General features: G+C 64.8%; 21 protein-coding genes and 1 pseudogene. 8 read left to right on the forward strand and 14 right to left on the reverse strand.

Annotated features, from left to right (window positions below; genetic code table 11):
* Positions 1 to 37 precede the first annotated feature (37 nt).
* From AC58EF_RS13330 to fghA, 8 genes are all read left to right on the forward strand, one after another.
* Positions 38 to 1,183: an isovaleryl-CoA dehydrogenase gene (locus tag AC58EF_RS13330; RefSeq protein WP_497276827.1), complete on the forward strand. Its 1,146-nt coding sequence runs from the start codon at positions 38 to 40 to the stop codon at positions 1,181 to 1,183.
* The gene (locus tag AC58EF_RS13335) at positions 1,180 to 2,781 is read left to right on the forward strand and encodes a carboxyl transferase domain-containing protein (RefSeq protein WP_497276828.1); all 1,602 of its coding nucleotides are present in this window, start codon (positions 1,180 to 1,182) and stop codon (positions 2,779 to 2,781) included. The genes AC58EF_RS13330 and AC58EF_RS13335 overlap by 4 nt, the downstream gene beginning before the upstream one ends.
* A gap of 5 nt (positions 2,782 to 2,786) precedes the next feature.
* A complete protein-coding gene (locus AC58EF_RS13340; protein WP_497276829.1) occupies positions 2,787 to 4,655 on the forward strand; it encodes an acetyl/propionyl/methylcrotonyl-CoA carboxylase subunit alpha in 1,869 nt (622 codons plus the stop codon).
* Complete coding sequence (locus AC58EF_RS13345) at positions 4,655 to 5,110, forward strand: MaoC family dehydratase (protein WP_497276830.1); 456 nt, start codon at positions 4,655 to 4,657, stop codon at positions 5,108 to 5,110. The genes AC58EF_RS13340 and AC58EF_RS13345 overlap by 1 nt, the downstream gene beginning before the upstream one ends.
* Before the next feature lie 102 nt (positions 5,111 to 5,212).
* Positions 5,213 to 7,063: a dihydroxy-acid dehydratase gene (gene ilvD, locus AC58EF_RS13350; protein WP_497276831.1), complete on the forward strand. Its 1,851-nt coding sequence runs from the start codon at positions 5,213 to 5,215 to the stop codon at positions 7,061 to 7,063.
* A gap of 9 nt (positions 7,064 to 7,072) precedes the next feature.
* The gene (gloA2, locus tag AC58EF_RS13355) at positions 7,073 to 7,453 is read left to right on the forward strand and encodes an SMU1112c/YaeR family gloxylase I-like metalloprotein (RefSeq protein ID WP_497276961.1); all 381 of its coding nucleotides are present in this window, start codon (positions 7,073 to 7,075) and stop codon (positions 7,451 to 7,453) included.
* A gap of 115 nt (positions 7,454 to 7,568) precedes the next feature.
* Positions 7,569 to 8,681 (forward strand): S-(hydroxymethyl)glutathione dehydrogenase/class III alcohol dehydrogenase, encoded by a 1,113-nt coding sequence (locus tag AC58EF_RS13360; protein ID WP_497276832.1) that lies wholly within the window; start codon positions 7,569 to 7,571, stop codon positions 8,679 to 8,681.
* Positions 8,681 to 9,514, forward strand: a complete 834-nt coding sequence (gene fghA / locus AC58EF_RS13365) for an S-formylglutathione hydrolase (protein WP_497276833.1) — start codon at positions 8,681 to 8,683, stop codon at positions 9,512 to 9,514. Before AC58EF_RS13360 ends, fghA begins: the two co-directional genes overlap by 1 nt.
* A gap of 467 nt (positions 9,515 to 9,981) precedes the next feature.
* Here the strand turns inward: fghA and AC58EF_RS13370 are convergent.
* The 14 genes and pseudogenes from AC58EF_RS13370 to AC58EF_RS13435 all read right to left on the reverse strand — a co-directional run.
* A pseudogene (locus tag AC58EF_RS13370) lies at positions 9,982 to 10,287 on the reverse strand (transposase); the annotation flags it as partial.
* Between the two features lie 288 nt (positions 10,288 to 10,575).
* A complete protein-coding gene (ligD, locus tag AC58EF_RS13375; RefSeq protein WP_497276834.1) occupies positions 10,576 to 13,080 on the reverse strand; it encodes a DNA ligase D in 2,505 nt (834 codons plus the stop codon).
* Complete coding sequence (locus AC58EF_RS13380) at positions 13,080 to 13,559, reverse strand: MgtC/SapB family protein (protein WP_497276835.1); 480 nt, start codon at positions 13,557 to 13,559, stop codon at positions 13,080 to 13,082. The genes ligD and AC58EF_RS13380 overlap by 1 nt, the downstream gene beginning before the upstream one ends.
* Positions 13,560 to 13,563: 4 nt before the next feature.
* Positions 13,564 to 14,439, reverse strand: coding sequence for a non-homologous end joining protein Ku (gene ku, locus AC58EF_RS13385; protein ID WP_497276836.1), 876 nt, complete (start codon positions 14,437 to 14,439; stop codon positions 13,564 to 13,566).
* Between the two features lie 53 nt (positions 14,440 to 14,492).
* Entirely contained in the window at positions 14,493 to 14,882 is a 390-nt protein-coding gene (locus tag AC58EF_RS13390) for a hypothetical protein (protein ID WP_497276837.1), read from the reverse strand.
* Positions 14,883 to 14,920: 38 nt separating this feature from the next.
* Entirely contained in the window at positions 14,921 to 16,360 is a 1,440-nt protein-coding gene (locus AC58EF_RS13395) for a hypothetical protein (protein WP_497276838.1), read from the reverse strand.
* A 222-nt stretch (positions 16,361 to 16,582) separates the two neighbouring features.
* On the reverse strand, positions 16,583 to 16,993 hold the full coding sequence (locus tag AC58EF_RS13400; protein ID WP_497276839.1) for a hypothetical protein: 411 nt from the start codon (positions 16,991 to 16,993) through the stop codon (positions 16,583 to 16,585).
* Positions 16,994 to 17,003: 10 nt separating this feature from the next.
* A complete protein-coding gene (locus tag AC58EF_RS13405; protein WP_497276840.1) occupies positions 17,004 to 18,416 on the reverse strand; it encodes a DNA/RNA non-specific endonuclease in 1,413 nt (470 codons plus the stop codon).
* 84 nt (positions 18,417 to 18,500) lie between these two features.
* A complete protein-coding gene (locus AC58EF_RS13410; RefSeq protein WP_497276841.1) occupies positions 18,501 to 19,394 on the reverse strand; it encodes a DUF1521 domain-containing protein in 894 nt (297 codons plus the stop codon).
* A 31-nt stretch (positions 19,395 to 19,425) separates the two neighbouring features.
* On the reverse strand, positions 19,426 to 19,881 hold the full coding sequence (locus tag AC58EF_RS13415) for a hypothetical protein (protein ID WP_497276842.1): 456 nt from the start codon (positions 19,879 to 19,881) through the stop codon (positions 19,426 to 19,428).
* Positions 19,882 to 20,022: 141 nt separating this feature from the next.
* Positions 20,023 to 20,670 (reverse strand): DUF6683 family protein, encoded by a 648-nt coding sequence (locus AC58EF_RS13420; protein ID WP_497276843.1) that lies wholly within the window; start codon positions 20,668 to 20,670, stop codon positions 20,023 to 20,025.
* Complete coding sequence (locus tag AC58EF_RS13425; RefSeq protein ID WP_497276845.1) at positions 20,670 to 21,215, reverse strand: hypothetical protein; 546 nt, start codon at positions 21,213 to 21,215, stop codon at positions 20,670 to 20,672. Before AC58EF_RS13425 ends, AC58EF_RS13420 begins: the two co-directional genes overlap by 1 nt.
* 109 nt (positions 21,216 to 21,324) lie before the next feature.
* Complete coding sequence (locus tag AC58EF_RS13430; protein WP_497276846.1) at positions 21,325 to 21,633, reverse strand: hypothetical protein; 309 nt, start codon at positions 21,631 to 21,633, stop codon at positions 21,325 to 21,327.
* Positions 21,634 to 21,736: 103 nt separating this feature from the next.
* Positions 21,737 to 22,366: a hypothetical protein gene (locus AC58EF_RS13435; RefSeq protein ID WP_497276847.1), complete on the reverse strand. Its 630-nt coding sequence runs from the start codon at positions 22,364 to 22,366 to the stop codon at positions 21,737 to 21,739.
* Positions 22,367 to 22,557 lie beyond the last annotated feature (191 nt).

The raw sequence follows: 22,557 nt of genomic DNA on the forward strand, positions 1-22,557 counted from the left end.
CGCGGCTGCGCTAGCCTGACGGGCAAAGGAGAGAGCCATGAGCAATTTCGACTTCGCCCTGGGCGAAACGGCGGACATGATCCGGGAGAGCACGGCCCGCTTCGCCGCCGACCGGATCGCGCCACTGGCGGCGGAGATCGATGCGAAGGACTGGTTTCCCCGCGACCTCTGGCCCGAAATGGGCGCGCTGGGCCTGCACGGCATCACCGTGGAGGAAGAGTTTGGCGGCCTCGGCCTCGGCTATCTGGAGCATGTCGTCGCGCAGGAGGAGGTCGCCCGCGCCTCCGCCTCGATTGGCCTGTCCTATGGCGCCCACTCCAACCTGTGCGTCAACCAGATCCGCCGTTGGGGCAATGCGGAGCAGAAGGCCCGCTACCTGCCCAAGCTCATCTCCGGCGAGCATGTCGGCAGCCTCGCCATGTCGGAGGCGGGCGCCGGTTCCGATGTCATCTCGATGAAGCTGAGGGCGGAAAAGCAGGGCGACCGTTACATCCTGAACGGCACCAAATATTGGATCACCAACGCCACTTATGCCGACACGCTGGTCATCTACGCCAAGACCGGGGAAGGATCGAAGGGCATCACCACCTTCCTGATCGAAAAGGACATGATGGGCTTGTCCATCGGCCAGAAGATCGACAAGGTCGGGATGCGCGGTTCCCCGACCGCCGAACTGGTCTTTGACGATTGCGAAGTGCCGGAGGAAAATATCATGGGGCCGCTCAATGGCGGCGCGGGCGTGCTGATGTCGGGTCTCGACTATGAGCGCACCGTGCTGGCGGGTATCCAGCTCGGCATCATGCAGGCCTGCCTCGACACCGTCATCCCCTATGTCCGCGAACGCCAGCAGTTCGGCAAGCCGATCGGCGCGTTCCAGCTGATGCAGGCCAAGGTCGCCGACATGTATGTCGCGCTCAATTCGGCCCGCGCCTATGTCTATGCCGTCGCCCGCGCCTGCGACGCCGGCAAGACGACCCGCTTCGACGCGGCCGGTGCGATCCTGCTCGCCAGCGAGAATGCGATGAAAGTCGCGCTGGAAGCCGTGCAGGCGCTGGGCGGTGCGGGCTATACCAAGGACTGGCCGGTCGAACGCTATATGCGCGACGCCAAGCTGCTCGACATCGGCGCGGGCACCAACGAGATCCGCCGGATGCTGATCGGCCGCGAGTTGATCGGCGCATGAGTGCCCCCGTCCTCGACACGAAGCTGTCGCCCGACAGTGAGAGCTTCCGCGCCAATGCCGCGCATAATCGCGCGCTGGCGGAGGAATTGCGCGCGAAGGTCGACGCCGCGGCGCAGGGAGGATCGCACGCCGCCCGCGACAAGCATGTCGCGCGCGGCAAGCTGCTCCCCCGCGATCGGGTGGAACGACTGCTCGATCCCGGCTCCCCTTTTCTGGAAATCGGCCAACTCGCCGCCAATGGCCTGTATCATGATGAGGTGCCGGGCGCGGGCATCATCGCCGGTATCGGCCGCGTCTCCGGCCGGCAGGTGATGATCGCCTGCAACGACGCCACGGTGAAGGGCGGCACTTATTATCCGCTCAGCGTCAAGAAGCATTTGCGCGCGCAGGAAATCGCGCTCGAAAACCGCCTGCCCTGCATCTATCTGGTCGACAGCGGCGGCGCGAACCTGCCCAACCAGGCGGAGGTTTTCCCCGACCGCGACCATTTCGGCCGCATCTTCTACAATCAGGCGAATCTCAGCGCGCGTGGCATCCCCCAGATCGCCTGCGTCATGGGCAGTTGCACCGCGGGCGGCGCCTATGTCCCCGCCATGTCCGACGAGACGGTGATCGTCCGCAATCAGGGCACGATCTTCCTCGCCGGCCCGCCGCTGGTGCAGGCGGCCACGGGCGAGGTGATCAGCGCCGAGGATCTGGGCGGCGGCGATCTCCACGGCCGCAAGTCGGGCGTGGTCGACCATGTCGCGGAAAATGACGACCATGCACTGACCATCGTGCGCGACATCGTCTCGACGCTCCAGCCTGATCGCAGGCCCGATCTCAACCTGCGTGATCCGCGCCCGCCCAGGTTCGACGCCGCCGATCTCTACGGCATCATCCCCGACGATGTCCGCGCACCCTATGATGTGCGCGAAGTCATCGCGCGGATCGTCGACGGCAGCGAGTTTCATGAGTTCAAGCCGCTCTACGGCACCACGCTCGTCTGCGGCTTCGCCCATATCTGGGGGATGCCGGTGGCGATCCTGGCCAATAACGGCGTCCTGTTCAGCGAAAGCGCCCTGAAAGGCGCGCATTTCATCGAACTGGCCTGCCAGCGGCGCATTCCCCTGCTCTTCCTCCAGAATATCTCCGGCTTCATGGTGGGCGGCAAATATGAGGCGGAAGGGATCGCCAAGAATGGCGCAAAGCTCGTCACCGCCGTCGCCACCGCGCAGGTGCCGAAGGTCACGCTGCTGATCGGCGGCAGCTTCGGCGCGGGCAATTACGGCATGTGCGGCAGAGCCTATCAGCCGCGCTTCCTCTTCACCTGGCCCAATGCCCGGATCAGCGTGATGGGCGGCGAGCAGGCGGCGAGCGTGCTGGCCACCGTCCACCGCGACGCATCGAAATGGACGCCGGACGAGGCGGAGGCGTTCAAGGCACCGATCCGCCAGAAATATGAGCATGAAGGCAATCCCTATTACGCCACCGCGCGCCTGTGGGACGATGGGGTCATCGACCCTGCCCAGACCCGCGACGTCCTTGGCCTCGCCTTCGCCGCCACGCTGAACGCGCCGGTGGAAGACCGGGCGCAGTTCGGCATTTTCAGGATGTAAGGCTGATGATCACTTCTCTCCTCATCGCCAATCGCGGCGAAATCGCCTGCCGCATCATCCGCACCGCGCGGGCCATGGGCATCCGCACGATCGCCGTCTATTCGGACGCCGATGCCCATGCGCTCCATGTCCGGGATGCCGATGAAGCCGTGCATATCGGCCCTTCCCCCGCGCGCGAATCCTATCTTGTCGGCGAGAAGATCATCGCCGCCGCCAAGGCCACCGGGGCGGAGGCGATCCATCCCGGCTATGGGTTCCTGAGCGAGAACGCGGCGTTCGCGCAGGCGGTCATCGACGCCGGGCTGATCTGGGTCGGTCCCAACCCGTCCAGCATCACCGCCATGGGCCTGAAGGACGCGGCCAAGGCGCTGATGCAGGCGGCCGGCGTCCCCACTACGCCGGGCTATCTCGGCGAGGATCAGTCCCCCGAGCGCCTCGCCGCGGAAGCCGATGCGATCGGCTATCCCGTCCTTATCAAGGCGGTGGCCGGCGGCGGCGGCAAGGGGATGCGCAAGGTGGACGGCCCCGCCGACTTCGCCGATGCGCTCCTCTCCTGCCGGCGCGAGGCGGCATCCAGTTTCGGCAACGACCATGTGCTGCTCGAAAAATGGATCACCAACCCGCGCCATATCGAGGTGCAGGTGTTCGGTGACAGCCATGGCAATGTCGTCCACCTGTTCGAACGTGACTGCTCGCTCCAGCGCCGCCACCAGAAGGTAATCGAGGAAGCCCCCGCGCCGGGGATGACCGAACACACGCGCGCCGCCATCTGCGATGCCGCCGTCCGCGCCGCCAAGGCGGTCAACTATGTCGGCGCCGGCACGATCGAGTTCATCGCCGATGGGTCCGCCGGCTATATAAAGCCCGATCGCGTCTGGTTCATGGAAATGAACACCCGGCTTCAGGTCGAACATCCGGTGACGGAGGAAATCACCGGGCAGGATCTGGTCGAATGGCAATTGCGTGTCGCGTCGGGCGAAAAGCTGCCGAAGAAACAGCATGAACTGTCCATCAACGGCCATGCGATCGAGGCCCGCCTCTATGCGGAAGATCCCGCCAAGGGGTTCCTGCCTTCGATCGGCAGGCTGGAGCAGTTCGAACTCGACGGCAGCGTGCGTATCGACAAGGGCGTCTGTCAGGGCGCGACCATTTCGCCCTTCTACGACCCGATGATCGCCAAGATGATCGCCCATTGGAGCGATCGCGAAGGGGCGCGCGAGGATCTGGTCCGCGCCCTCAACGACAGCAGGATATGGCCGGTCCGGACCAATGCGGCTTTCCTCATGAACCTGCTGGATCATCCGGATTTCGTCGCGGGAACGGTTGATACCGGATTGATCGAGCGGGCCGGCGACGCATTGATGCCGCCCGCCATGCCGTCCGACGAAGCCCTCTCTGACGCCGCACAACATTATGGGCGGCAGGCGCTGGCGGGGTTCCGGCTGAACGCCCCGCGTCGGCAGGATATTGTGCTTTCGGTCAACGGCCAGACCATGTCCGCGCACATGCCGATCTTCGACTATGTGGATCAGAAGCCGCTTGCCGGTCCCGCGGAACCGCCGACCGCCTCCTGGCTGAGCGAGGAGGGCCAGACCTGGCATATCGAACCGATCCGGGCGTCGGGCACCGCCACCGGCGCCGCCTCCGACGGTGCGATCCTTTCGCCCATGCCCGGCCGCATCATCGCCGTCGCGGTGGCGGCGGGGGACAAGGTCGCCAAGGGTCAGAAGCTGCTGACGCTGGAAGCGATGAAGATGGAGCATAGCCTGATCGCGCCGTTCGACGGCATCGTGGCGGAAATCGACGCCGAAGAGGGCGGGCAGGTCAGTGAAGGCGTGCTGCTGGCGAAGATCGAGAAGGAAGAGACAGCCTGATGGCGGGCAAATTTTTCGACCAGTGGAGTATCGGCGATCATATCGTCCATGACATCCGCCGCACCGTGACGGAGACGGACAATCTCCTCTTCACGACGATGACCCATAATCCCCAGCCGCTGCACCTGGACGCCGAGTTCGCGAAGGCCAGCGAGTTCGGGCAGATCCTCGTCAACGGCACCTTCACCTTCGCACTGATGATCGGCCTGTCGGTCGGCGATACCACGCTGGGCACGCTGATCGCCAATCTGGGTTACGACAAGCTGGTCATGCCCAAACCCGTCTTCATCGGCGACACGCTGCGCTGCGAAAGTGAAGTGACTGACCTCAAGCCGAGCAAGTCGCGCCCCGGCGCGGGCATCGTCACCTTCACCCACCGTCTGCTGAACCAGCGCGACGAAATCGTCTGCCAGTGCCTGCGCATGGCGCTGCTCCAGGACAGCGGCGGCATGTGACGTAAGAAAATGGCGCAATGACTCCATAAAAGGAATAATATGTTTCACAGGCTCGCCCCAGCCTGTAGAGGGGCCGCGAGTTTTACCCGAAGGACCCGAGTCATGCCTGCCTATCGTTCCCGCACTACCACCCACGGCCGCAACATGGCGGGCGCCCGTGGCCTCTGGCGCGCGACGGGCATGAAGGATGAGGATTTCGGCAAGCCCATCATCGCCATCGCCAACAGCTTCACCCAGTTCGTGCCGGGCCATGTCCACCTGAAAGACCTGGGCCAGCTCGTCGCGCGGGAGATCGAGGCGGCGGGCGGTGTCGCCAAGGAATTCAACACCATCGCGGTCGATGACGGCATCGCCATGGGCCATGGCGGGATGCTCTATTCGCTGCCCAGCCGCGATCTGATCGCCGACAGCGTCGAATATATGGTCAACGCCCATTGCGCCGACGCGATCGTGTGCATTTCCAACTGCGACAAGATCACACCCGGCATGTTGATGGCCGCGATGCGCCTCAACATCCCCGTCGTTTTCGTGTCGGGCGGGCCGATGGAAGCGGGCAAGACGGTGGTGCGCGGCAAGAAGGTGGCGCTCGACCTGGTCGACGCGATGGTGGTCGCCGCCGACGAAAGCTACACCGACGAGGAAGTGCAGACGATCGAACGCTCCGCCTGCCCGACCTGCGGCAGCTGCTCGGGCATGTTCACCGCCAACTCGATGAACTGCCTGACCGAGGCACTGGGCCTGTCGCTACCGGGCAATGGCTCGACGCTCGCCACTCACGCCGATCGCGAGCGGCTGTTCCGCGAGGCCGGCCATTTGATCGTCGACATCACCAAGCGCTATTATGAGCGGGATGACGAAAGCGTCCTGCCGCGCAGCATCGCCAATTTCGCCGCGTTCGAAAACGCGATGAGCCTGGACATCGCCATGGGCGGCTCGTCCAACACGGTGCTCCATCTGCTCGCCGCCGCCTATGAAGGCGGGGTCGACTTCACCATGGCCGACATCGACCGGCTGTCGCGCCGCGTGCCGTGCCTCTGCAAGGTCGCGCCGGCCAAGAACGACGTCCATATGGAGGATGTCCACCGCGCCGGCGGCATCATGGCGATCCTGGGCGAACTGGAGCGCGCGGGCCTGATCGACGCCAGCTTGCCGACCGTCCACAGCCGCACCATGGCCGACGCGCTCGCCCGCTGGGACATTGGCCGCACCAACAGCGAGGATGTCCGCAATTTCTACCGCGCCGCGCCCGGCGGCGTGCCGACGCAGGTTGCCTTCAGCCAGTCGGAGCGCTGGGAAGAACTGGACACCGACCGCGAAAAGGGCGTGATCCGCTCGGCAGACCATGCCTTTTCCAAGGATGGCGGGCTTGCCGTGCTGTTCGGCAATCTCGCGCCCGAAGGCTGCATCGTGAAGACTGCCGGCGTGGATGAAAGCATCCTCGTCTTCCACGGCACCGCGCGCGTCTATGAAAGCCAGGATGCGGCGGTCGCGGGCATATTGGGCAATGAGGTCAAGGCGAACGACGTCGTCGTCATCCGCTATGAAGGACCGAAGGGCGGGCCGGGGATGCAGGAAATGCTCTACCCGACCAGCTATCTGAAGTCGAAGGGGCTGGGCAAGGCCTGCGCCCTCATCACCGATGGACGCTTTTCCGGCGGCACGTCGGGCCTGTCGATCGGCCATGTCTCGCCCGAAGCGGCCGAAGGCGGCCTGATCGCGCTGGTCGAGACGGGCGATCCGATCGTCATCGACATCCCCGCGCGCGTCATCAAGGTCGATCTGGACGACATGGTGCTGGCGGCCCGCCGCACGGAGATGGAAGCGCGTGGTGCCAAGGCCTGGAAGCCCTTCGGCCGCAAGCGCGAGGTCTCGCCGGCCCTGCGCGCCTATGCCGCGATGACCACCAACGCCGCCAAGGGCGCGGTCCGCGACGTCAGCCAGATCGAGCGCTGAGGGGTGGGGCTGCGCGGCGTCCACCATGTCGCCATCATCGGCTCGGACTATTCGCGCTCGCGCCATTTCTATACCGACATTCTGGGCCTTCCCGTCCTGCACGAAGTCTATCGGGAAGCCCGGGACAGCTGGAAATGCGATCTGGACGCCGGCAATGCGCGGATCGAGCTTTTTTCCTTCCCTTCGCCGCCAGCCCGGCCTTCGCGCCCGGAGGCTTGCGGTCTGCGCCATCTGTCCTTCATGGTCGCCGACATCGACGCCGAAGTCGCGCGGCTGGCGGAGCATGGCGTGGAATGCGAACCGGTCCGCGTCGACGAATATACTGGCCAGCGTTTCACCTTCTTCGCCGACCCCGACGGCCTGCCGCTGGAATTGTACGAGGACGCCTAGCCCGCGCTGAGCGCCAGCGGCAATTCGCGCCGCAACAAAAACTTTTGCCAGAAGCCCCCTTTATCACCCGACAGCAGAAGCGCTAGGTCCACATCACGCCATCAGGAGACATCGCATGAAGACCCGCGCCGCCGTCGCGTTCGAAGCCAGGAAGCCGCTGGAGATCGTCGAACTGGATTTGGAAGGCCCCAAGGCAGGCGAGGTTCTTGTCGAAATCATGGCCACGGGCATCTGCCATACCGACGCCTATACGCTGGACGGGTTCGACAGCGAGGGCATCTTCCCGTCGGTGCTGGGCCATGAAGGCGCGGGCATCGTGCGCGAAGTGGGTGCGGGGGTGACCAGCGTGAAGCCGGACGACCATGTGATCCCGCTTTACACGCCCGAATGCCGCCAGTGCAAAAGCTGCCTGTCGGGCAAGACCAACCTCTGCACTGCGATCCGCGCGACGCAGGGCAAGGGGCTGATGCCCGATGGCACCACCCGTTTCAGCTATAAGGGCCAGTCCATCTATCATTATATGGGCTGCTCCACTTTCTCCAACTTCACCGTCCTGCCCGAGATTGCGGTGGCGAAGATCCGCGACGATGCGCCGTTCAAGACGAGCTGCTATATCGGCTGCGGCGTGACCACGGGCGTCGGCGCGGTCGTGAACACCGCGAAGGTGCAGGCGGGCGAGAATGTCGTCGTCTTCGGCCTGGGCGGCATCGGCCTCAACGTTATCCAGGGTGCGAAAATGGTCGGCGCCGGCAAGATCATCGGCATCGATATCAACCCTGACCGCGAGGCATGGGGCCGCCAGTTCGGCATGACCCACTTCATCAACTGCAAGGGCCTGTCGCGCGAGGAAACTGTCGCGCAAATCCTGGAAGTGACCGACGGTGGCGCAGACTATAGTTTCGACGCGACCGGCAATACCGACGTGATGCGCACCGCGCTCGAATGCTGCCATCGCGGCTGGGGCGAGAGCATCATTATCGGCGTGGCGGAAGCGGGCAAGGAAATCAGCACCCGCCCCTTCCAGCTCGTCACCGGCCGCGTCTGGAAGGGCACGGCCTTCGGCGGCGCGAAGGGCCGGACCGACGTGCCCAAGATCGTCGACTGGTATATGAACGGCAAGATCGCGATCGATCCGATGATCACTCACGTCCTGACGCTGGAGGAGATCAACAAGGGCTTCGACCTGATGCACGCGGGGACAAGCATCCGCAGCGTCGTGGTCTTCTGATGGAAACGCTCTTCGCCAACCGCGCTTTCGACGGAGAACAGGGCGTCTATCGCCATGCCTCCACCAGCACCGGCACCGACATGACCTTCTCGGTCTATGTCCCGCCGCATGAAAACGGGGCAAGCCTGCCGGTGGTCTGGTATCTGTCGGGCCTGACCTGCACCCATGCCAATGTGACGGAGAAAGGGGAGTTTCGCCGCGCCTGCGCGGAACTCGGCCTGATCTTCGTCGCGCCGGATACATCGCCCCGCGGGGAAGGCGTTGCGGACGATCCGGCCGGCGCTTATGATTTTGGCCTTGGCGCGGGCTTCTACGTGGATGCGACGCAGGCCCCCTTCGCCGCCCATTACCGCATGTGGTCCTATGTGACGCAGGAATTGCCCGCGCTGGTTGCGGCGCATTTCCCCGCCGACATGGATCGCCAGTCGATCATGGGACACAGTATGGGCGGCCATGGCGCACTGACCATCGGCCTGTCCATCCCCGATCGCTTCAAGGCGGTGTCCGCCTTCGCCCCGATCGTCGCGCCGGGGCAGGTGCCATGGGGCCAGAAGGCGCTGGGCGGCTATTTGGGTGATGACAAGGCCGCGTGGCGCAGGCATGACGCGGTGGCGCTGATCGAGGATGGCGCGCGCCTGCCGGCACTGCTGGTGGATCAGGGGACGGCGGACCAATTTCTGGCCGAGCAACTCAGGCCCGAATTACTGGAAGCCGCCTGCTCGAAAGCGGGGATCGACCTTAATCTCCGTCTTCGGACCGGCTATGATCACAGCTATTATTTCATCTCGTCCTTCATGGAGGATCATCTGCGTTGGCACGCGGCGCGGCTCTGACCTTTCCCTTTCCTCTCGACCGAAGCGCGCCAGCGCCCTATCAGCGAATCGACCACTATCCAAATAGTGCGGGACAGGCATTGTTCGAAAAACTGCGAATAGGCAGCAGAGCCGCCCGGAGAATATGGACAAGATTTCCTTTACCGTAAATTGGTGGCCCGACGTCAGCCCATATTGGTGAATCACCAATCTCCCTGTCGAACTCCGCGTCGGACGGAATCATGTGATCTTGATCAAAAAGCCTCCGTTCATCGCTAGATCTCTTGACTCATTGCCCTTCAATGTTGCTTTGCAGCAAGGATTTCGTTACTCGTATTGGCTAACGAGCGCCAGGGCTGGAGGCTGTTAACCCGTCCTATTCACCAGGTTTGCTTGTCAAGCGAGGTTGCTGCGTTTCACCGGCGCCCGATTGAATCGAGCGGACAGGACCGTGGCGTCTCTTCCACCGCGGTATTTCGATAGGCTTGTCAGGCTGAGGTACAAGGTTGGGTTACTCGGCGGCACAGCCGCGCGGGCGTGAGGTGGGCGACGACGGCACGGAAGGTATCAGCGTCTGGACAGGCTGACGCAAAAGCAACGCGGATTCTGGAGGCAGTCTCGATGACGCGTGCGGCGACTTTGAGAAGCCGCAGGCGCAGGGTCGCGAACTGGGCGGTGGCGAGCGCGGTGGCCTTGGGGATGGCCTGCTGGATGCGCCACATCAACCAGTAGGCGGCAGTGTGGAGGATCAACCGCATCATGGAAAGTGAAGAGTTCGCCGCCAAGCATGTCGTCCAGTAAACGGCTTTTCTCCACCCGGCGCATATCGCGCCGGGTTTCGTAAGCCTGGGCTGATGCTCAACTAACCGCTCGGCGCCTCAAGCGAGCGGCTCGCAATGTTCGGCTTCTCTGGTCCGCAGCTTCCGATCATCGACCATTATCGGTCAGGCTGGAAAGGCGTCGACGAGCTTCTCCACCTGCTGTCGGTCCGGTTCAACGGGTCGGACATGGGGACGCCCCATCTTTTGGACATCGCCATAGCGCAGCGCTTGTCCTCCGATTTCGAACGGTCAATCCCATATTCAGATGTCGGGCAGGTGCTGGGCGGCGAAGCCCCAGCCCTTGAGGCCGTTCGCTCGATCGAGCAGGGTTTCGATATCGTCGATGGCATAGGGATGGGCGTCCTTGATCGCGTCCAGTTCGTCCCACTCGATCGGCACGGCGACGGGCGCGCCTGCGCGGGCGCGCGCGGAATATGGCAGGATCGCGGTGCTGCCGCGCTGGTTGCGCAGCCAGTCGATGAAGATTCGGCCCTTGCGCTTGGCCTTGCTCATGGTCGCGACGAAGCGATCCGGCTCGGCGGTGCTCAATGCCTGGGCGAAGCGGGAGGCGAAATCCTTATGCGCCGCCCAGTCATGACCGGGGGTCAGCGGCACCACGACATGCACGCCCTTCCCGCCCGAGAGCATGGCGAAGGAGACGAGGCCAAGATCGCTCAGCGCATCGCGTATATCGAGCGCCGCGCGCTTCACCCGGTCAAAGTCCATCCCCTCGTCGGGATCGAGGTCGAAGATCATGCGGTCGGGCCGTTCGACCGCATCGGCGCGGCTGGCCCAGCCATGGAATTCGATCGTCCCCATCTGCACGCAGGCAAGCAGACCGTCGGCATCCTCAATATAAAGATAATCCTCCGCACCGCCATCCTTCTCCCGGATCGCCACCTGATGCACCGCCTTGCCGAAGGCGCCGCTGTCATGCTTCTGGAAGAAGCATTTCTTGGCGCGTCCCTGCGGGCAGCGGACCAGGCTGATCGGACGATTGGCGGCGAAAGGCAGCATCAAGGACGCGATGTGGGCATAATAGTCGGCCAACTGCCCTTTGGTCTGGCCGCTTTCGGGGAAGATGACGCGATTCCCGCTGCTGATCCTGACCCCGCTTCTGGAAGCGGGTGTCGGCGCGGGTTGTTCGGGCGTCACGTCCTTCGCCTTTTTATCCATGCGCAGGCCGAGGAAGCTGCCGTGGCGGACGCGGCCTTCGGCGGTGAATTCGGCGAAGGCGACCTCCGCCACCAGTTGCGGCTTGATCCAGTGCGCGCCGCGAGCCTCCGCGGCGGGCACCTCGACCGGCGCCTCGTCGGTCGCGATCCGGTCCATCGCCTCGGCCAGGTCGCCCATATTGGCGGCGTTGAAGCCGGTGCCGACCTTGCCCTTGTAGACGATCGCCTTGCCCTCCTTCTGCGCCAGCAGCAGCGAACGGAAGGGACGGCCCTTGGCATTGCTTCTGATCCAGCCGACAAGAATGAATTCCTGTCGTCGGGTGCATTTCACCTTGACCCAGTTTTTCGTCCGCGCCGATCGATAGGGAGCGTCGGCGCGCTTGGAGATGATGCCCTCCTGCCCCGCGTCGCACATGGAGCGATGAAGTTGCTCGCCCGCGCCGATGACATGGTCGGCGACGTGGATCGGCGGCACCGCGTCGCGCAGCAGCGCCTCCAGCCTTTCCTTGCGCTCGATGGTCGACAGCGGCTTCAGGTCCATGCCCTCCAGCGAGAGCAGGTCGAAGGCGAACAGGCTGAGCGGCGCATCCTCGCGCTCGGCGCCATGGCCGCGTTTCAATACGGCCTGTAGCGCGGAGAAATCGGGATTACCGTCGACACCGAAGGCGACAATCTCTCCATCGATCAGCGCGGGCGGCAGGTCGAGCGCGGCGACACTGCGAACGAGCGACGGGAATTTGTCGCTCCAGTCCAGGCCGTTGCGGGTGAAGATGCGCACCTTGTCCCCCGCGACCGAGATCAGCGCGCGATAACCGTCAAACTTGATCTCATGCAGCCAGTCATTGCCCGTCGGCACGCTGTCGACCAGGGTGGCGAGTTGCGGCGCGACGAAGGGTGGCGGACGCCCGGCCGATGTGCGCGCCTTCCGCCCTATCATTTCGTTATGATCGCGGGCGGCCTGCATCTTCTGCGCGAATTGCTGGCCCTTGGCGCCCGCCAGCGATTGCGCGGCCCCTTTGTCGGCGGCGATCTCCGCCATGGAGCGGCCGGTGAGCACGCTGCTGAGCGCGCGGTCGACCAGTGCGCCGCCCGGATCAGCCTCCTTGTCTTCGACCTTGCGCAGCAGCCAGTTTTCGCGCTTCTCGCCGGGGCGGCCCTTCATCCGGACGAGCAGCCATTCGCCCTTCATCCGCTCGCCATGGAGGATGAAATGGAGATGCCCCTCATCCAGATCCTTCGCGCCCTTGCCCTCGATCGGCTCCCAACTCCCCCGATCCCAGAGCATCACCGTGCCGCCGCCATATTCGCCCTTGGGGATGACCCCCTCGAAATCGCCATAGCTGAGCGGATGATCTTCGGTGCGGACGGCCAGGCGTTTGTCGGCGGGGTCGAGGCTCGGCCCCTTGGTCACGGCCCAGCTCTTGAGCACGCCATCCACCTCCAGCCGGAAATCCCAGTGGAGCCGGGTCGCGGCATGTTTCTGCACGACGAAGCTGTTGCCGCCTTTCGCCGCGACCACACCCCTGGGTTCGCGCGTGCGGGCGAAGTCGCGCTTGGCATTATAGGGGGCGAGCGGGCTTTTCGCGGCCATCACTCCTTCTTCTCCTCCTTGTCGTTCGACATCCAGCGATGCTCGACGAAGCCGAGCAAGGTCAGCATGACGACCGCGACGATCGCCGCGCTGACGACCAGCGGCCATTGGCCGGCGCCGCAGGCGATGCCGATCATGCCGGCCAGCCAGACATGGGCGGCGGTGGTGAGGTTCTTCACCTCCCCCTTGCTGAAGACGATGAGGCCGGCGGCGATGATGCCGGTGAAGGCGGCGGACGCCTCGAACACGCGGAGAGGATCGATATTACCTTCGCTTGCGAACTGCTTGTGAAGAGCAATGGCGCTGATCGTCATGAGCGCGCAGGTGAAACAGAGAATGCCGTGCGTGCGCAGGCCCGCCGGATGACCGCGCAATTCGCGATCGAGACCGAGCAGCAGGCCCAGCACAGCAGCCGCGCCCAGCCGCAGCAGGATCGGGCCGTCAATCACATCGAGCGGGGTCGCCGGGTTCAGTTCCATCGGCTCAGGCGCTTTTCTTACGCGCGGTGGTCGGGCGCTTGGCGGGCGCCTTCTTCCCGGCCGGGGCTGCCTTGGCGGGGGCTGGGCCCTTGCCATCGCCCACCGATTTCTTGAGCGCGGCCATCAGGTCGATGACGTTGCCGCCGCGCGACGGGGTCGGCTCCTCGACATCCTCCAGAACCCGCTTGCCCCTGGCCTTCTTCTTTTTCTCGATCAGCCGATGGAGCGCATCGACATAGCGGTCGTGAAATTCCTCCGGCTTGAAGGGAGCGGTCTTCTTCTCAATGATGGTGGTGGCGAGATCGAGCAGGTCGGCGTCGGCATCCGTGTCGGGCAGGCCGCGAAAATAGGTCTGCGCCCTGGTCACTTCGTCGGCATAGCGCAGCACTTCGAGGACCAGGCCGCGACCGCAGGGCTTCAGCGATACGAGTTGCTCCCGCCCGCGCACCGACAACTGCCCCAGCCCCACCTTCTTCGTCCGGCGCAGGGCGTCGCGCAGGACGGCATAGGCCTCCTCCGCCAGATCGTCGGCCGGGAGGACGAAATAGGGCTTCTCATAATAGAGGACGTCGATCGCGTCCGATTCGACGAACTGGACCAGTTCCAGCGTCTTGCGGCTCTCGATCTTGACCGCCTCTATCTCTTCCTGTTCCAGCAGGACATAATTGCCCTTGGAAACTTCGTAACCCTTCAGGATTTCCTCGGGATCGACGGGGCCGACGCCGGTCACAACCTTCTCATATTTGATCGGCTTGCCGCTGGGTTCGTGGATCTGGCGGAAGGAGACGGCCGCGCCGGAGCGGGTCGCGGGATAGATTTCCACCGGGATCGACACCAGCGCCAGACGGATCTGACCCTGCCAATAAGCGCGCGCAGCCATGGACGAACCTCCAGCCGCACCAGCGCGCTTGCGGGCGGGAAGTTCCCTGCGCGTCAGTTATCGAAACGCTGGACCGGGTAGAAATCCCCGGCCGGCCGGTCGAGCAGCAGATAGGCCAGCATCCGGTCGCCCTTGGCATAGGTCAGCAACGTCGCACCGCGCGCGCCCACGGGAGTCGCACCGACCGCGGTCCAGCCTGACGGCAGACCCTGTTCGACCTGAGCGGCGAAGCCGTCGCGCCCGGTTGCGGGCAGCAGATAGAGCCGGCTTTTCAAAGGCCCCCAGCGGGGTTCGAGCTGATCGCGGGCAGCATTGCCCGCGCGGGTCATATCGGCATTGGCGGCATCGCCCAGCGGATTCTCATCCTTGTAGACGAGCGCCGCCGGAACGGGCGGCGCTGCATCCTTGCCGGGCGGCGTGTCGCACCCTGCCATGGCGATCAACAGCAGAGGCAGGGCATGGCGGATCGGAGCTGCACGAGTCAGGGCTGAGCCGTCCGCGTGACGGAAGCGAGGCGATCCTCGAAGGCGCTGGCGACGGCATCGCCCACGCCCAGTTCGCCCGTCTGGTCATTGACCGGCAGAGCGCCGCGCTCCAGCCTTATACCGGCGGCGGCGCCTTCATCGGCAATGGCGTTCTTGACCGCGATCTGCATCCATTCCTTCCCCACTGCGGCGCCCGCCGCGATAGCGCGGCCACCCGCCCCGCCCAGCGAGCCGACCTTGTCGACCACGGTGAGCGCGGATTTGAGGATAGCGGTCACGGTCTCGCGCTGCTCGGCCACATCGGCGGACCGTGCCGTGGTTGCGGCATAGACCCCGCCGACGAAATAGCCGAGCGCACCGGCATTGGCGCGGCGCTCCTGATTGGTGCCCGGCACGGTTTCGACCTGGTTGAGATAGTCGACCGGATTCTCGGTGGCGTTGTTGCCGACCTGGAGCCGGCCCATCTGTTGCCCCAGTTCGGCTTCGCGGCCCTGGTTCAGCATTTCCTTCGCATAAGCAGCGAAGCTGGAGCCGTCCATCGTCTGCTGATTGAAGGTCAGTTCGCGCATCACGCCGGTCGTGTCGCTGTCGATGATGGCGGTGAGGCCGTCGGTCATCTGACGCAGCGTGTCGTCCTTGCCCACCACGGTCAGGCCGCCGATGACATTGTTGGTATCGCGCACCTCGCGCAGGGTCTGGACGCCGGCGTCGAAGATCTGCGCCTTGAGGTCGGGATTGTTGCTGCTGGCGGCGGCGCCCATGATCGCTTCGAAACTGTCGGCGTTCCAGCTCATCGAGTTGCTGGCGCCGGCCTGGCTGGCGACGGTCATCAGCTGGCCGTCCACGGCGGAGGTCAGCACATCGGGCAGCTTGTCGCCGATCGCGTTGAAGCCGGCATCCGCGTAGCTGCCACGCAGCGAGCCGAGCACGTCACCGACCGCGGTCGCCTCCGCATCCTGAAGCTGGCTGCTGCTATAGCCCAATCCGAAGTCGGATTGAGTGGCGTCGTCGACACCGGCCTTCATCCCGGCGATATAGTCGACCTTGGTCTGGGGCGCGGCATGGGTTGCGACCGCCTGTCCGAGTTCGGTGACAGGATCGAAGCCGCCATTGTCGGCGCCGGCGAAGGCGTCGCTCAAGGCGGTGAGGCTCTGGCCGTCGAGCTTGCCGGCCATGTCGGCGAAGAAGGCGCGGCGCTCGTCGCCCGACAGGCCGCCATTGCCGAACCAGTCGCCGTCCATCACCTCATGGGCGACGCGGCCGAGATCGCCCGACTGCTGGAGCCGGTCGACCACCTGGTCCGCCTGATCCGCGGGAAGCGCGGTCAGCGTATCGACGACATCATGCGTTTCGCCATTGGTGACGGTGTTGAACCAGCCCGACGTGTCGAGCTTGTCATGGATGGTGTTGACGGCATCGCCGACTGGATCGGTCATGGCAGGCTTCCCTTGTTGCGCGACTTCGACATGCTTGTGGCGCAAGGCGGGGAAAAAGAGGCTCGCCGTTCCGATTAGGCGGGCTAGTCGATCCGACTAGAAACCGAAGATCGAACGCTTGGCGTCGCGCATGTCCCGCAGATTCGGACATTTTCGGTCCAATGTTGGGAATTTTATTCCACTGACCGCTGCGGGTCGAAGTGGTCGAGACAAGCGCGCGCCTCAGCCGACCCGATCGTTCTGATACCAGCTCAGATAATTTTCCAGCCGCTTGGCCTTGTCCGCATCCCATTGGCCGCGGGCGCGCTTGGGTTCGTCATGGCTGAAGCGGAAACGGAAACGACCATCGGGTTCGACTGTCAGGTCGAAGCCGGTGATCCGGTCACCGGCTTCCTCGCGGCGCTGCCGGTACAGGGCGACCATCGCGTCCTGGCCGGGAATATCGATCGAAAAGGGCAGCTTGACCGGCTGCCCTTCCGTGCCGGGCGTGACGGCGAAGCTGACCGTGCTCAGCGAAAATCCGTCGTCGCCCTCATCAATTTCGGCATCGACGAAAATCTGGTCCCAGCGATTGGCCCCGGCGCATCCGACCACCGTCTTGACCACTTCGACCTGCGCCGCGGTAAAGTCCATGTGCCAATCCCTATTTGTTGATGAAGCTCTGCTGCACCCAGTCGCCGTCATTCACGCGATAATGAGTCACGAAATTGTCGGGCCGGTTCGTCTGGTTGCCGGGATTATATTGCATCTCCACCCGGGCATCAACTCGGTTGCCCGCCTCCCTCAACTCGGCCAGCATATTCTCGAAACGCTTGTAAGGCCCCTGATTGAGGTTCGGCTTATTGTCGCCGATCGGCTTGCCATTGCCGGGAACCACGTTGAGCCGGTTAGTCTGTCCGCCGAAACGATCGGCGAAGATGTGGAAGCCGACATCGGTCGGCCGGCCTTCGCGGCCGATCTGCGCCTGAAGATCATTGTCGTTGCGCCCGGCCGGCTCCAGCTCGATCCGTCCCTGCGCCTCGGCCACCCGCCCCTGGGCATCGGTGCGGTAGGAGAAATTCCCGTAGCTGTAGCTGGTGTTAGGCGCGGCGTCATTTGCCGCGCGGTTGAAATCATCAGCATTATCGAAGCGGCGGACGGGGATGTCGTCCACCACGCCGGCCACATCGTCCGCCTGGCGCGCCACATCGTCGCCATGGCGGGCGGTCTGCTGCGCGACTTCGGTGCCGGCGTCCACCAGCTTTTCGCCACCCCGGATAGCCCCCTTCGCCGCGTCGCCAATGCCCGGAACCCAGCCGATCGCGGCGAGGCCGAGATTACCCCAGGCGCCGTCCTTGCCCTGGACCACATCACCGATCGCGGCGACCGTGTCGCGCGCATCGCCGATCTGACCGACGACCGGAATGAAGCCGCCGATCACCTGACCGGCGGTGGCCGACCAGCTGTCATTGTTGCTGAAATCGCCCTTTACCAGCCCTTCGAAGAAGGAGCCTATGCCCTCTTCCGACGGCTGTGGGACCTGTTCGGCGGCGGGCTGTTCAGCCGGGGCATCGGCCTCGACGGTGATGGGGTCGAGCGTCGTGACCGCCGATGGCGGGGTCAGTTGCGCTTCGATCGCGGCAGTAATGGCCTCCGGGTCGGTCGTGCCCAGCCGCTGCGCGGTGGCGTCCCAGGCTTCCTTATAGCCAAGGCCGGCCGGCTGCGATCCCCAGGTCGCGGCGGCGGGCGCGTCGGGAAAGTCGCCGACCGCAAATTCCTGTCCCTCGATCGTGACGCCAAAGGCGGCATTGTCGTTGGCCGCCTGCATCGCCGCGCTGAACTGGCCCTGTTCGACCGGTGTCATCTGCGCTTCGATCGCGGCGGTCAGCTCGGCCTGGGCCTGCGGATCACCAGCGGTGCGGGCCTGGACATCCGCCGCCAGGGCGGTTGTATCGAGGGTGCCTGCGGTGCGATGTTCGCTCACCATGTCGGTCGCGACGGCGGCCGATGTGGACGTGGTCGAACCGACGCCGGTGGCCGATGCCTGGCCCATGCTGTCTGCAGCTTCCATACCCATGATTACACCCTCGATACCTCTTTGAAGGATAGGAAAGGGGTGGGGCGGCCGGGGAGAAAGGGGGATGGGCCGCCCCCGGCGCCATCAGGCCCGGCCTGAAAGACCACCCTCCAGCGCCGCGTTGGTGAGCGCGTTGACGAAGCCGAACAGCAGGAAGGCCGAGAGCTGCTGGCTGATTTCGCCCAGGCTGGGGGCGTCGCTGCCCGGACCATACATTGCGCCGACCTTCGTCATGTCGAGATCCGCCTGAGTGGCGATGTTGCCGGTCAGTTCCGAAACCCAGCCAGCGCCGTCCGCATTTTCCTCCAGCACGAAGCCGTCGCGGGTCAGCGCATCGAGCGCCTGGCCGTTGTCCGACATCGAAATGGACAGGTCGCCAATCTCATTCTGGCTGATGCCGTCGACGACGATCGCCTGATCGCCCTTGGTGATGGTCAGCTTGCTGGCCAGATATTCATTGGGGTTGGCGGCATATTGCTCGGTGCCGATCGTGATCTTCGTGCCATTTTCCAGTTCGAAGGTCGTCGTGCCCCAGAAGTCGAAGGCGTGCTTGCCGTCGATATCGACATGGGGGTCGCCCCAGATGCGCGTGGTTTCGCCGGTTTCCTCATTGTAGATGCGGATTTCCGAATTGCGCTCGTCCAGTTCGAGCGAATAGCCGTCGCCCAGGTCGATCGTGCCTTCGCTCTCATTCTTGAGCGAGGCGGTCCAGCTCGCGCCCGGGGTCGGCGCGAAGGTCGGCGGGGAGCAGCCATTGCCCGGCAGCATCGTGCCGCCCTGCATGTTGAAGAGCGAGGGCAGCATGGCCGAAGCGAAGGCGCTTGCCATCATCGGCTGGAAATAGCTGGCCATGATGCCGGCCGCGAGTTGCAGGGTCATGGCGCCGCCAAGCTGGCCGGCGCCGATCTGCCCGGCGGAAGCCGCGTTGAAATTATTGACCGCGAAGTTGAGATTGAACGTATTGTTGATCGTCGTCATGTCCATTCCCTTCAGCTTACAGGTCGCGGCGTCAGGCCGGCGATGAGGTAGGACGAGCGGCCTCCAGCGAGGCGCGCGCCTGGTCGAGAGCATCGATGACGCCGCCCAGATCGGCGGCGGTCGAGAGTGGCGAGGCGGCGAGCGCGCCGTCCAGCAGATCGAGCGTGCGGCCGTCGGCATAGGCCGCCATGTCCGCGGCGATGGCACCGGCGAAATCCTCGATCGCGCGGCTGAGCGCCCCCAGATCGGCGGCCGAACTTTCACCGAAGGCGGCGCCGACCTGATCGGCCAGCGCGCGCAGGCCATAAACATCGCCCTGCCCCGGCGCGCTGATCGGGATCAGGCCGAAGCTGCCCGCGACCTGCGCCACGATGTCCGTGCCGAGCGCGCGAAAACCGTCGACCAGGCCCGCGCCGAGCGCGTCGCCGCCGGCGCCGCCAAGGGCGCTGATCGGGCTGGAGCCGCTGATGCTGGGATCGATGGTCATTCTGTCTGTCCGGTTGCTTCTCTGTTGGTCATTGCGGAACGCCGCACTGTCGAGAGGATAAGAGCAGATTGGCGGGGGAAAGGCGCTCCACGATCCGATTAGCCGCCTAGTCGGATCGACTAGCAAGGTAGGGCGAAGCCCCTATTTGCGGCGGAAACCCTGGTCAGTGAGGGCGATGTCCACGGGATCGGCCTGAAAGAGCGAGCGCCCGCCTTCGCGCGCCATGGCGGCATAGCGGTCGAGCGTCGCCTGATCGCCCGCGCGCAGCGCCGCCTCATGCGTGCCGGCGATGATCGCGCCCTGGATCATCAGCATCTCGCCGAACTCCTGCCGCAGCGCGTCGGTCGCGACCTGATCGGCGACCGATGCGAAGGCGGCGGCGGCCTGACGACGGACGCCCGCCGCCTGCGCGCGGCTGATGTCGGGACGATAGTCGTTGGCGACGCCCCATTGGGCGAGCAGGTAGAAGGCAAGGCCGTCGATCGCATCATTGGCGCGGTAGCCAAGGCGCGGGGCGACGCGCTCATACTGGCGGACGGCTTCGCCCGAGAGGACGAGCCGGCGCATCTCGGCGGCCTGGGCGGCCCCTTCCTTCGCAGCGCCTTCCGCCATGATGCCGGCGAGGCGCTCACGCACCTCCGGGTCGGGGCGGTAGGACGCGGATTGGGGCACATTGGCGGACGCGGCATCGGGCGGGACGGCCAGACCGCGCGGCAGGACAGAGGGATCGAGCGCCAGCGCGGGCGATGCGAGCGCGACGGCGGCGACCAGCAGGAATGCACGGCGCATCAGGCGCGGGCGCGCAGGCTGACCGTCTGCCCATCATGGCGCAGGTCGATACGCACGGCTTCGAATGCCTGCCCATGGTCGGCCGCCTGCGCCGTCTCGATCGCGAGGGCGGCGCCATTGTCGAGGCCGAACCAGCTTTCCTCCGCCAGTGCGGGACCACCCTCCCCCCACAGAATCGTCTGTGTGCCGCTATCCAGATGCTCGATCGCGACCCGGCCATTGTCGGCGTCGAGATGGAGGCGATAGCCTGGCCCCGCATCAATCGCGGCGCGCGGCGTCAGGGTGAGGGCCGGGGCGGTTTCCGGATCGGCCAATGTGCCGCCCTGCGCGTCATAATGGCGGGCGAGCCGGGGAAAGCCGAGCGTGCCGGTCGAGAGGCTGTCGCCGAAGGAGCCGAATATGCCCGGCCCCATCGCGATGCTGCTGGTCGTGGCGCTGCGGTTCGCGCTGCTGCGCGGCGGCAGATACCAGGGCAATGTGTTGAGCGGCCCGCCCAGCAGGGGCACCAGGTCCGCGACGGGATTGGTCAGCACGCCGATACCCATGGGCCGTCTCCTTTGGCGAAGTCATCGTCCCGCAGGATGGAGCGGTCAGCCCCGCAGCGCACTCGCCGATCCGACTAGCGGCCTAGTCGATGCGATTAGCGGCCGGGCGTCAGTAGCCGGCTTGGGCGCAGAGCGATTCGAGCTTCTGCACCTGAGGATGATCGGCGCCATATTGCTTGCGATAGAGGGGTCGATTGGCGCAGGCCTGCTGCTGGAAGGCGGTGCTGCCCGATTGCGGCGTTGCGGCGTTGCGGGTGACCTGCCGGTCGCGCATCGCCTTCGCCTGCGCGCCCATGCGCGATCGGTGGAAGGCGCCTTCGGCCGCCTGCGAGGGGCTGATCACGGGGGCGATGTCCTGCGCGGCGACCGAAGCGGCGGGCAGCAGGAAAACAAGGGCGATGATGGCAGTACGGAGCATGGCATCCTCCTGTCTGTTCAGGCGCTTGATATAGTTGATATAAAAGAAGGAGGCCCGTTCCAAGGGAAAGGGCCTCCAACCGTTCGCTTTGCGGGGTAAGCGGTTATTGCTTGCGGGCGGTGTTCGCCATCGCTTCGCCGACCGACTTGATCGCGTTGTTGGTGGCGTTCATCAACATGCTGAACTGCTGCGAGACGACACCGAATTCGGCCGAGGCGCTCGGATCGTCGCCGCTCAGCGATTCCGCGCGCGAAGCCATGTCGTCGCCCAGACGATCCAGTTCCTTGCCCAGGGCCTGCGCCATCGCCATCAACCAGCCCGGCGCGCCGGTGCTGCCAGCGCTGCTGCCGCCCTTGCCGCCCGAAGCCTTGGCATTCTTGAACTCTTCGCTCTGGCTGAGGTCGTCGATGAAGTTGCGGAGCAGATCCTCCATGCCGCTCTGGGCGTTGCCGACCTGGGTCGGGCTGGCGCCGGTGCCGGCACCGAAGGCCGCGACCGCTTCATCAAGGTTCAGCGCAGCGCCCTGGAAATCGCCGATCGAACCGGCGAAGGACGATTGCGCCATGTCGATGGTCGACTGGGGCAGGCCCAGATTCTGGCCCAGTTGCTGGATCAGATTCTGGCCGAAGGAGGAAAAGACCTGCTGCGCCAGCTGGGCGACGACGCCGCCGATCGGGCCGAACATCGACGTGGCGAGAAGAGAAACCGGATTGAAGGAATCAAGGCCGAACATCGCATATCTCCTGATGCTGAAACTATGCCCCTTGCGGGCGGCGACCATCGGCGAGGCGCCGTGTCGCCATCCTGTATGAACCGCCCTCTCGCCGTCCGCCCTCACCGATCCGACTAAGCAGCTAAGCGATCCGATTAGATCGGCCGATCTTTGGATCGACCGATCCGACTTTTGTGCCGCGATTTCCGAGC

Source organism: Sphingobium sp. WR1 (assembly GCF_059693745.1).

Coding starts and splice junctions, on each gene's coding strand:
- AC58EF_RS13330 (WP_497276827.1), top strand. CDS start 38: ATGAGCAATTTCGACTTCGCCCTGGGCGAAACGGCGGACATGATCCGG.
- AC58EF_RS13335 (WP_497276828.1), top strand. CDS start 1,180: ATGAGTGCCCCCGTCCTCGACACGAAGCTGTCGCCCGACAGTGAGAGC.
- AC58EF_RS13340 (WP_497276829.1), top strand. CDS start 2,787: ATGATCACTTCTCTCCTCATCGCCAATCGCGGCGAAATCGCCTGCCGC.
- AC58EF_RS13345 (WP_497276830.1), top strand. CDS start 4,655: ATGGCGGGCAAATTTTTCGACCAGTGGAGTATCGGCGATCATATCGTC.
- ilvD (WP_497276831.1), top strand. CDS start 5,213: ATGCCTGCCTATCGTTCCCGCACTACCACCCACGGCCGCAACATGGCG.
- AC58EF_RS13360 (WP_497276832.1), top strand. CDS start 7,569: ATGAAGACCCGCGCCGCCGTCGCGTTCGAAGCCAGGAAGCCGCTGGAG.
- fghA (WP_497276833.1), top strand. CDS start 8,681: ATGGAAACGCTCTTCGCCAACCGCGCTTTCGACGGAGAACAGGGCGTC.
- ligD (WP_497276834.1), bottom strand. CDS start 13,080: ATGGCCGCGAAAAGCCCGCTCGCCCCCTATAATGCCAAGCGCGACTTC.
- AC58EF_RS13380 (WP_497276835.1), bottom strand. CDS start 13,559: ATGGAACTGAACCCGGCGACCCCGCTCGATGTGATTGACGGCCCGATC.
- ku (WP_497276836.1), bottom strand. CDS start 14,439: ATGGCTGCGCGCGCTTATTGGCAGGGTCAGATCCGTCTGGCGCTGGTG.
- AC58EF_RS13395 (WP_497276838.1), bottom strand. CDS start 16,360: ATGACCGATCCAGTCGGCGATGCCGTCAACACCATCCATGACAAGCTC.
- AC58EF_RS13400 (WP_497276839.1), bottom strand. CDS start 16,993: ATGGACTTTACCGCGGCGCAGGTCGAAGTGGTCAAGACGGTGGTCGGA.
- AC58EF_RS13405 (WP_497276840.1), bottom strand. CDS start 18,416: ATGGGTATGGAAGCTGCAGACAGCATGGGCCAGGCATCGGCCACCGGC.
- AC58EF_RS13410 (WP_497276841.1), bottom strand. CDS start 19,394: ATGACGACGATCAACAATACGTTCAATCTCAACTTCGCGGTCAATAAT.
- AC58EF_RS13415 (WP_497276842.1), bottom strand. CDS start 19,881: ATGACCATCGATCCCAGCATCAGCGGCTCCAGCCCGATCAGCGCCCTT.
- AC58EF_RS13420 (WP_497276843.1), bottom strand. CDS start 20,670: ATGCGCCGTGCATTCCTGCTGGTCGCCGCCGTCGCGCTCGCATCGCCC.
- AC58EF_RS13425 (WP_497276845.1), bottom strand. CDS start 21,215: ATGGGTATCGGCGTGCTGACCAATCCCGTCGCGGACCTGGTGCCCCTG.
- AC58EF_RS13430 (WP_497276846.1), bottom strand. CDS start 21,633: ATGCTCCGTACTGCCATCATCGCCCTTGTTTTCCTGCTGCCCGCCGCT.
- AC58EF_RS13435 (WP_497276847.1), bottom strand. CDS start 22,366: ATGTTCGGCCTTGATTCCTTCAATCCGGTTTCTCTTCTCGCCACGTCG.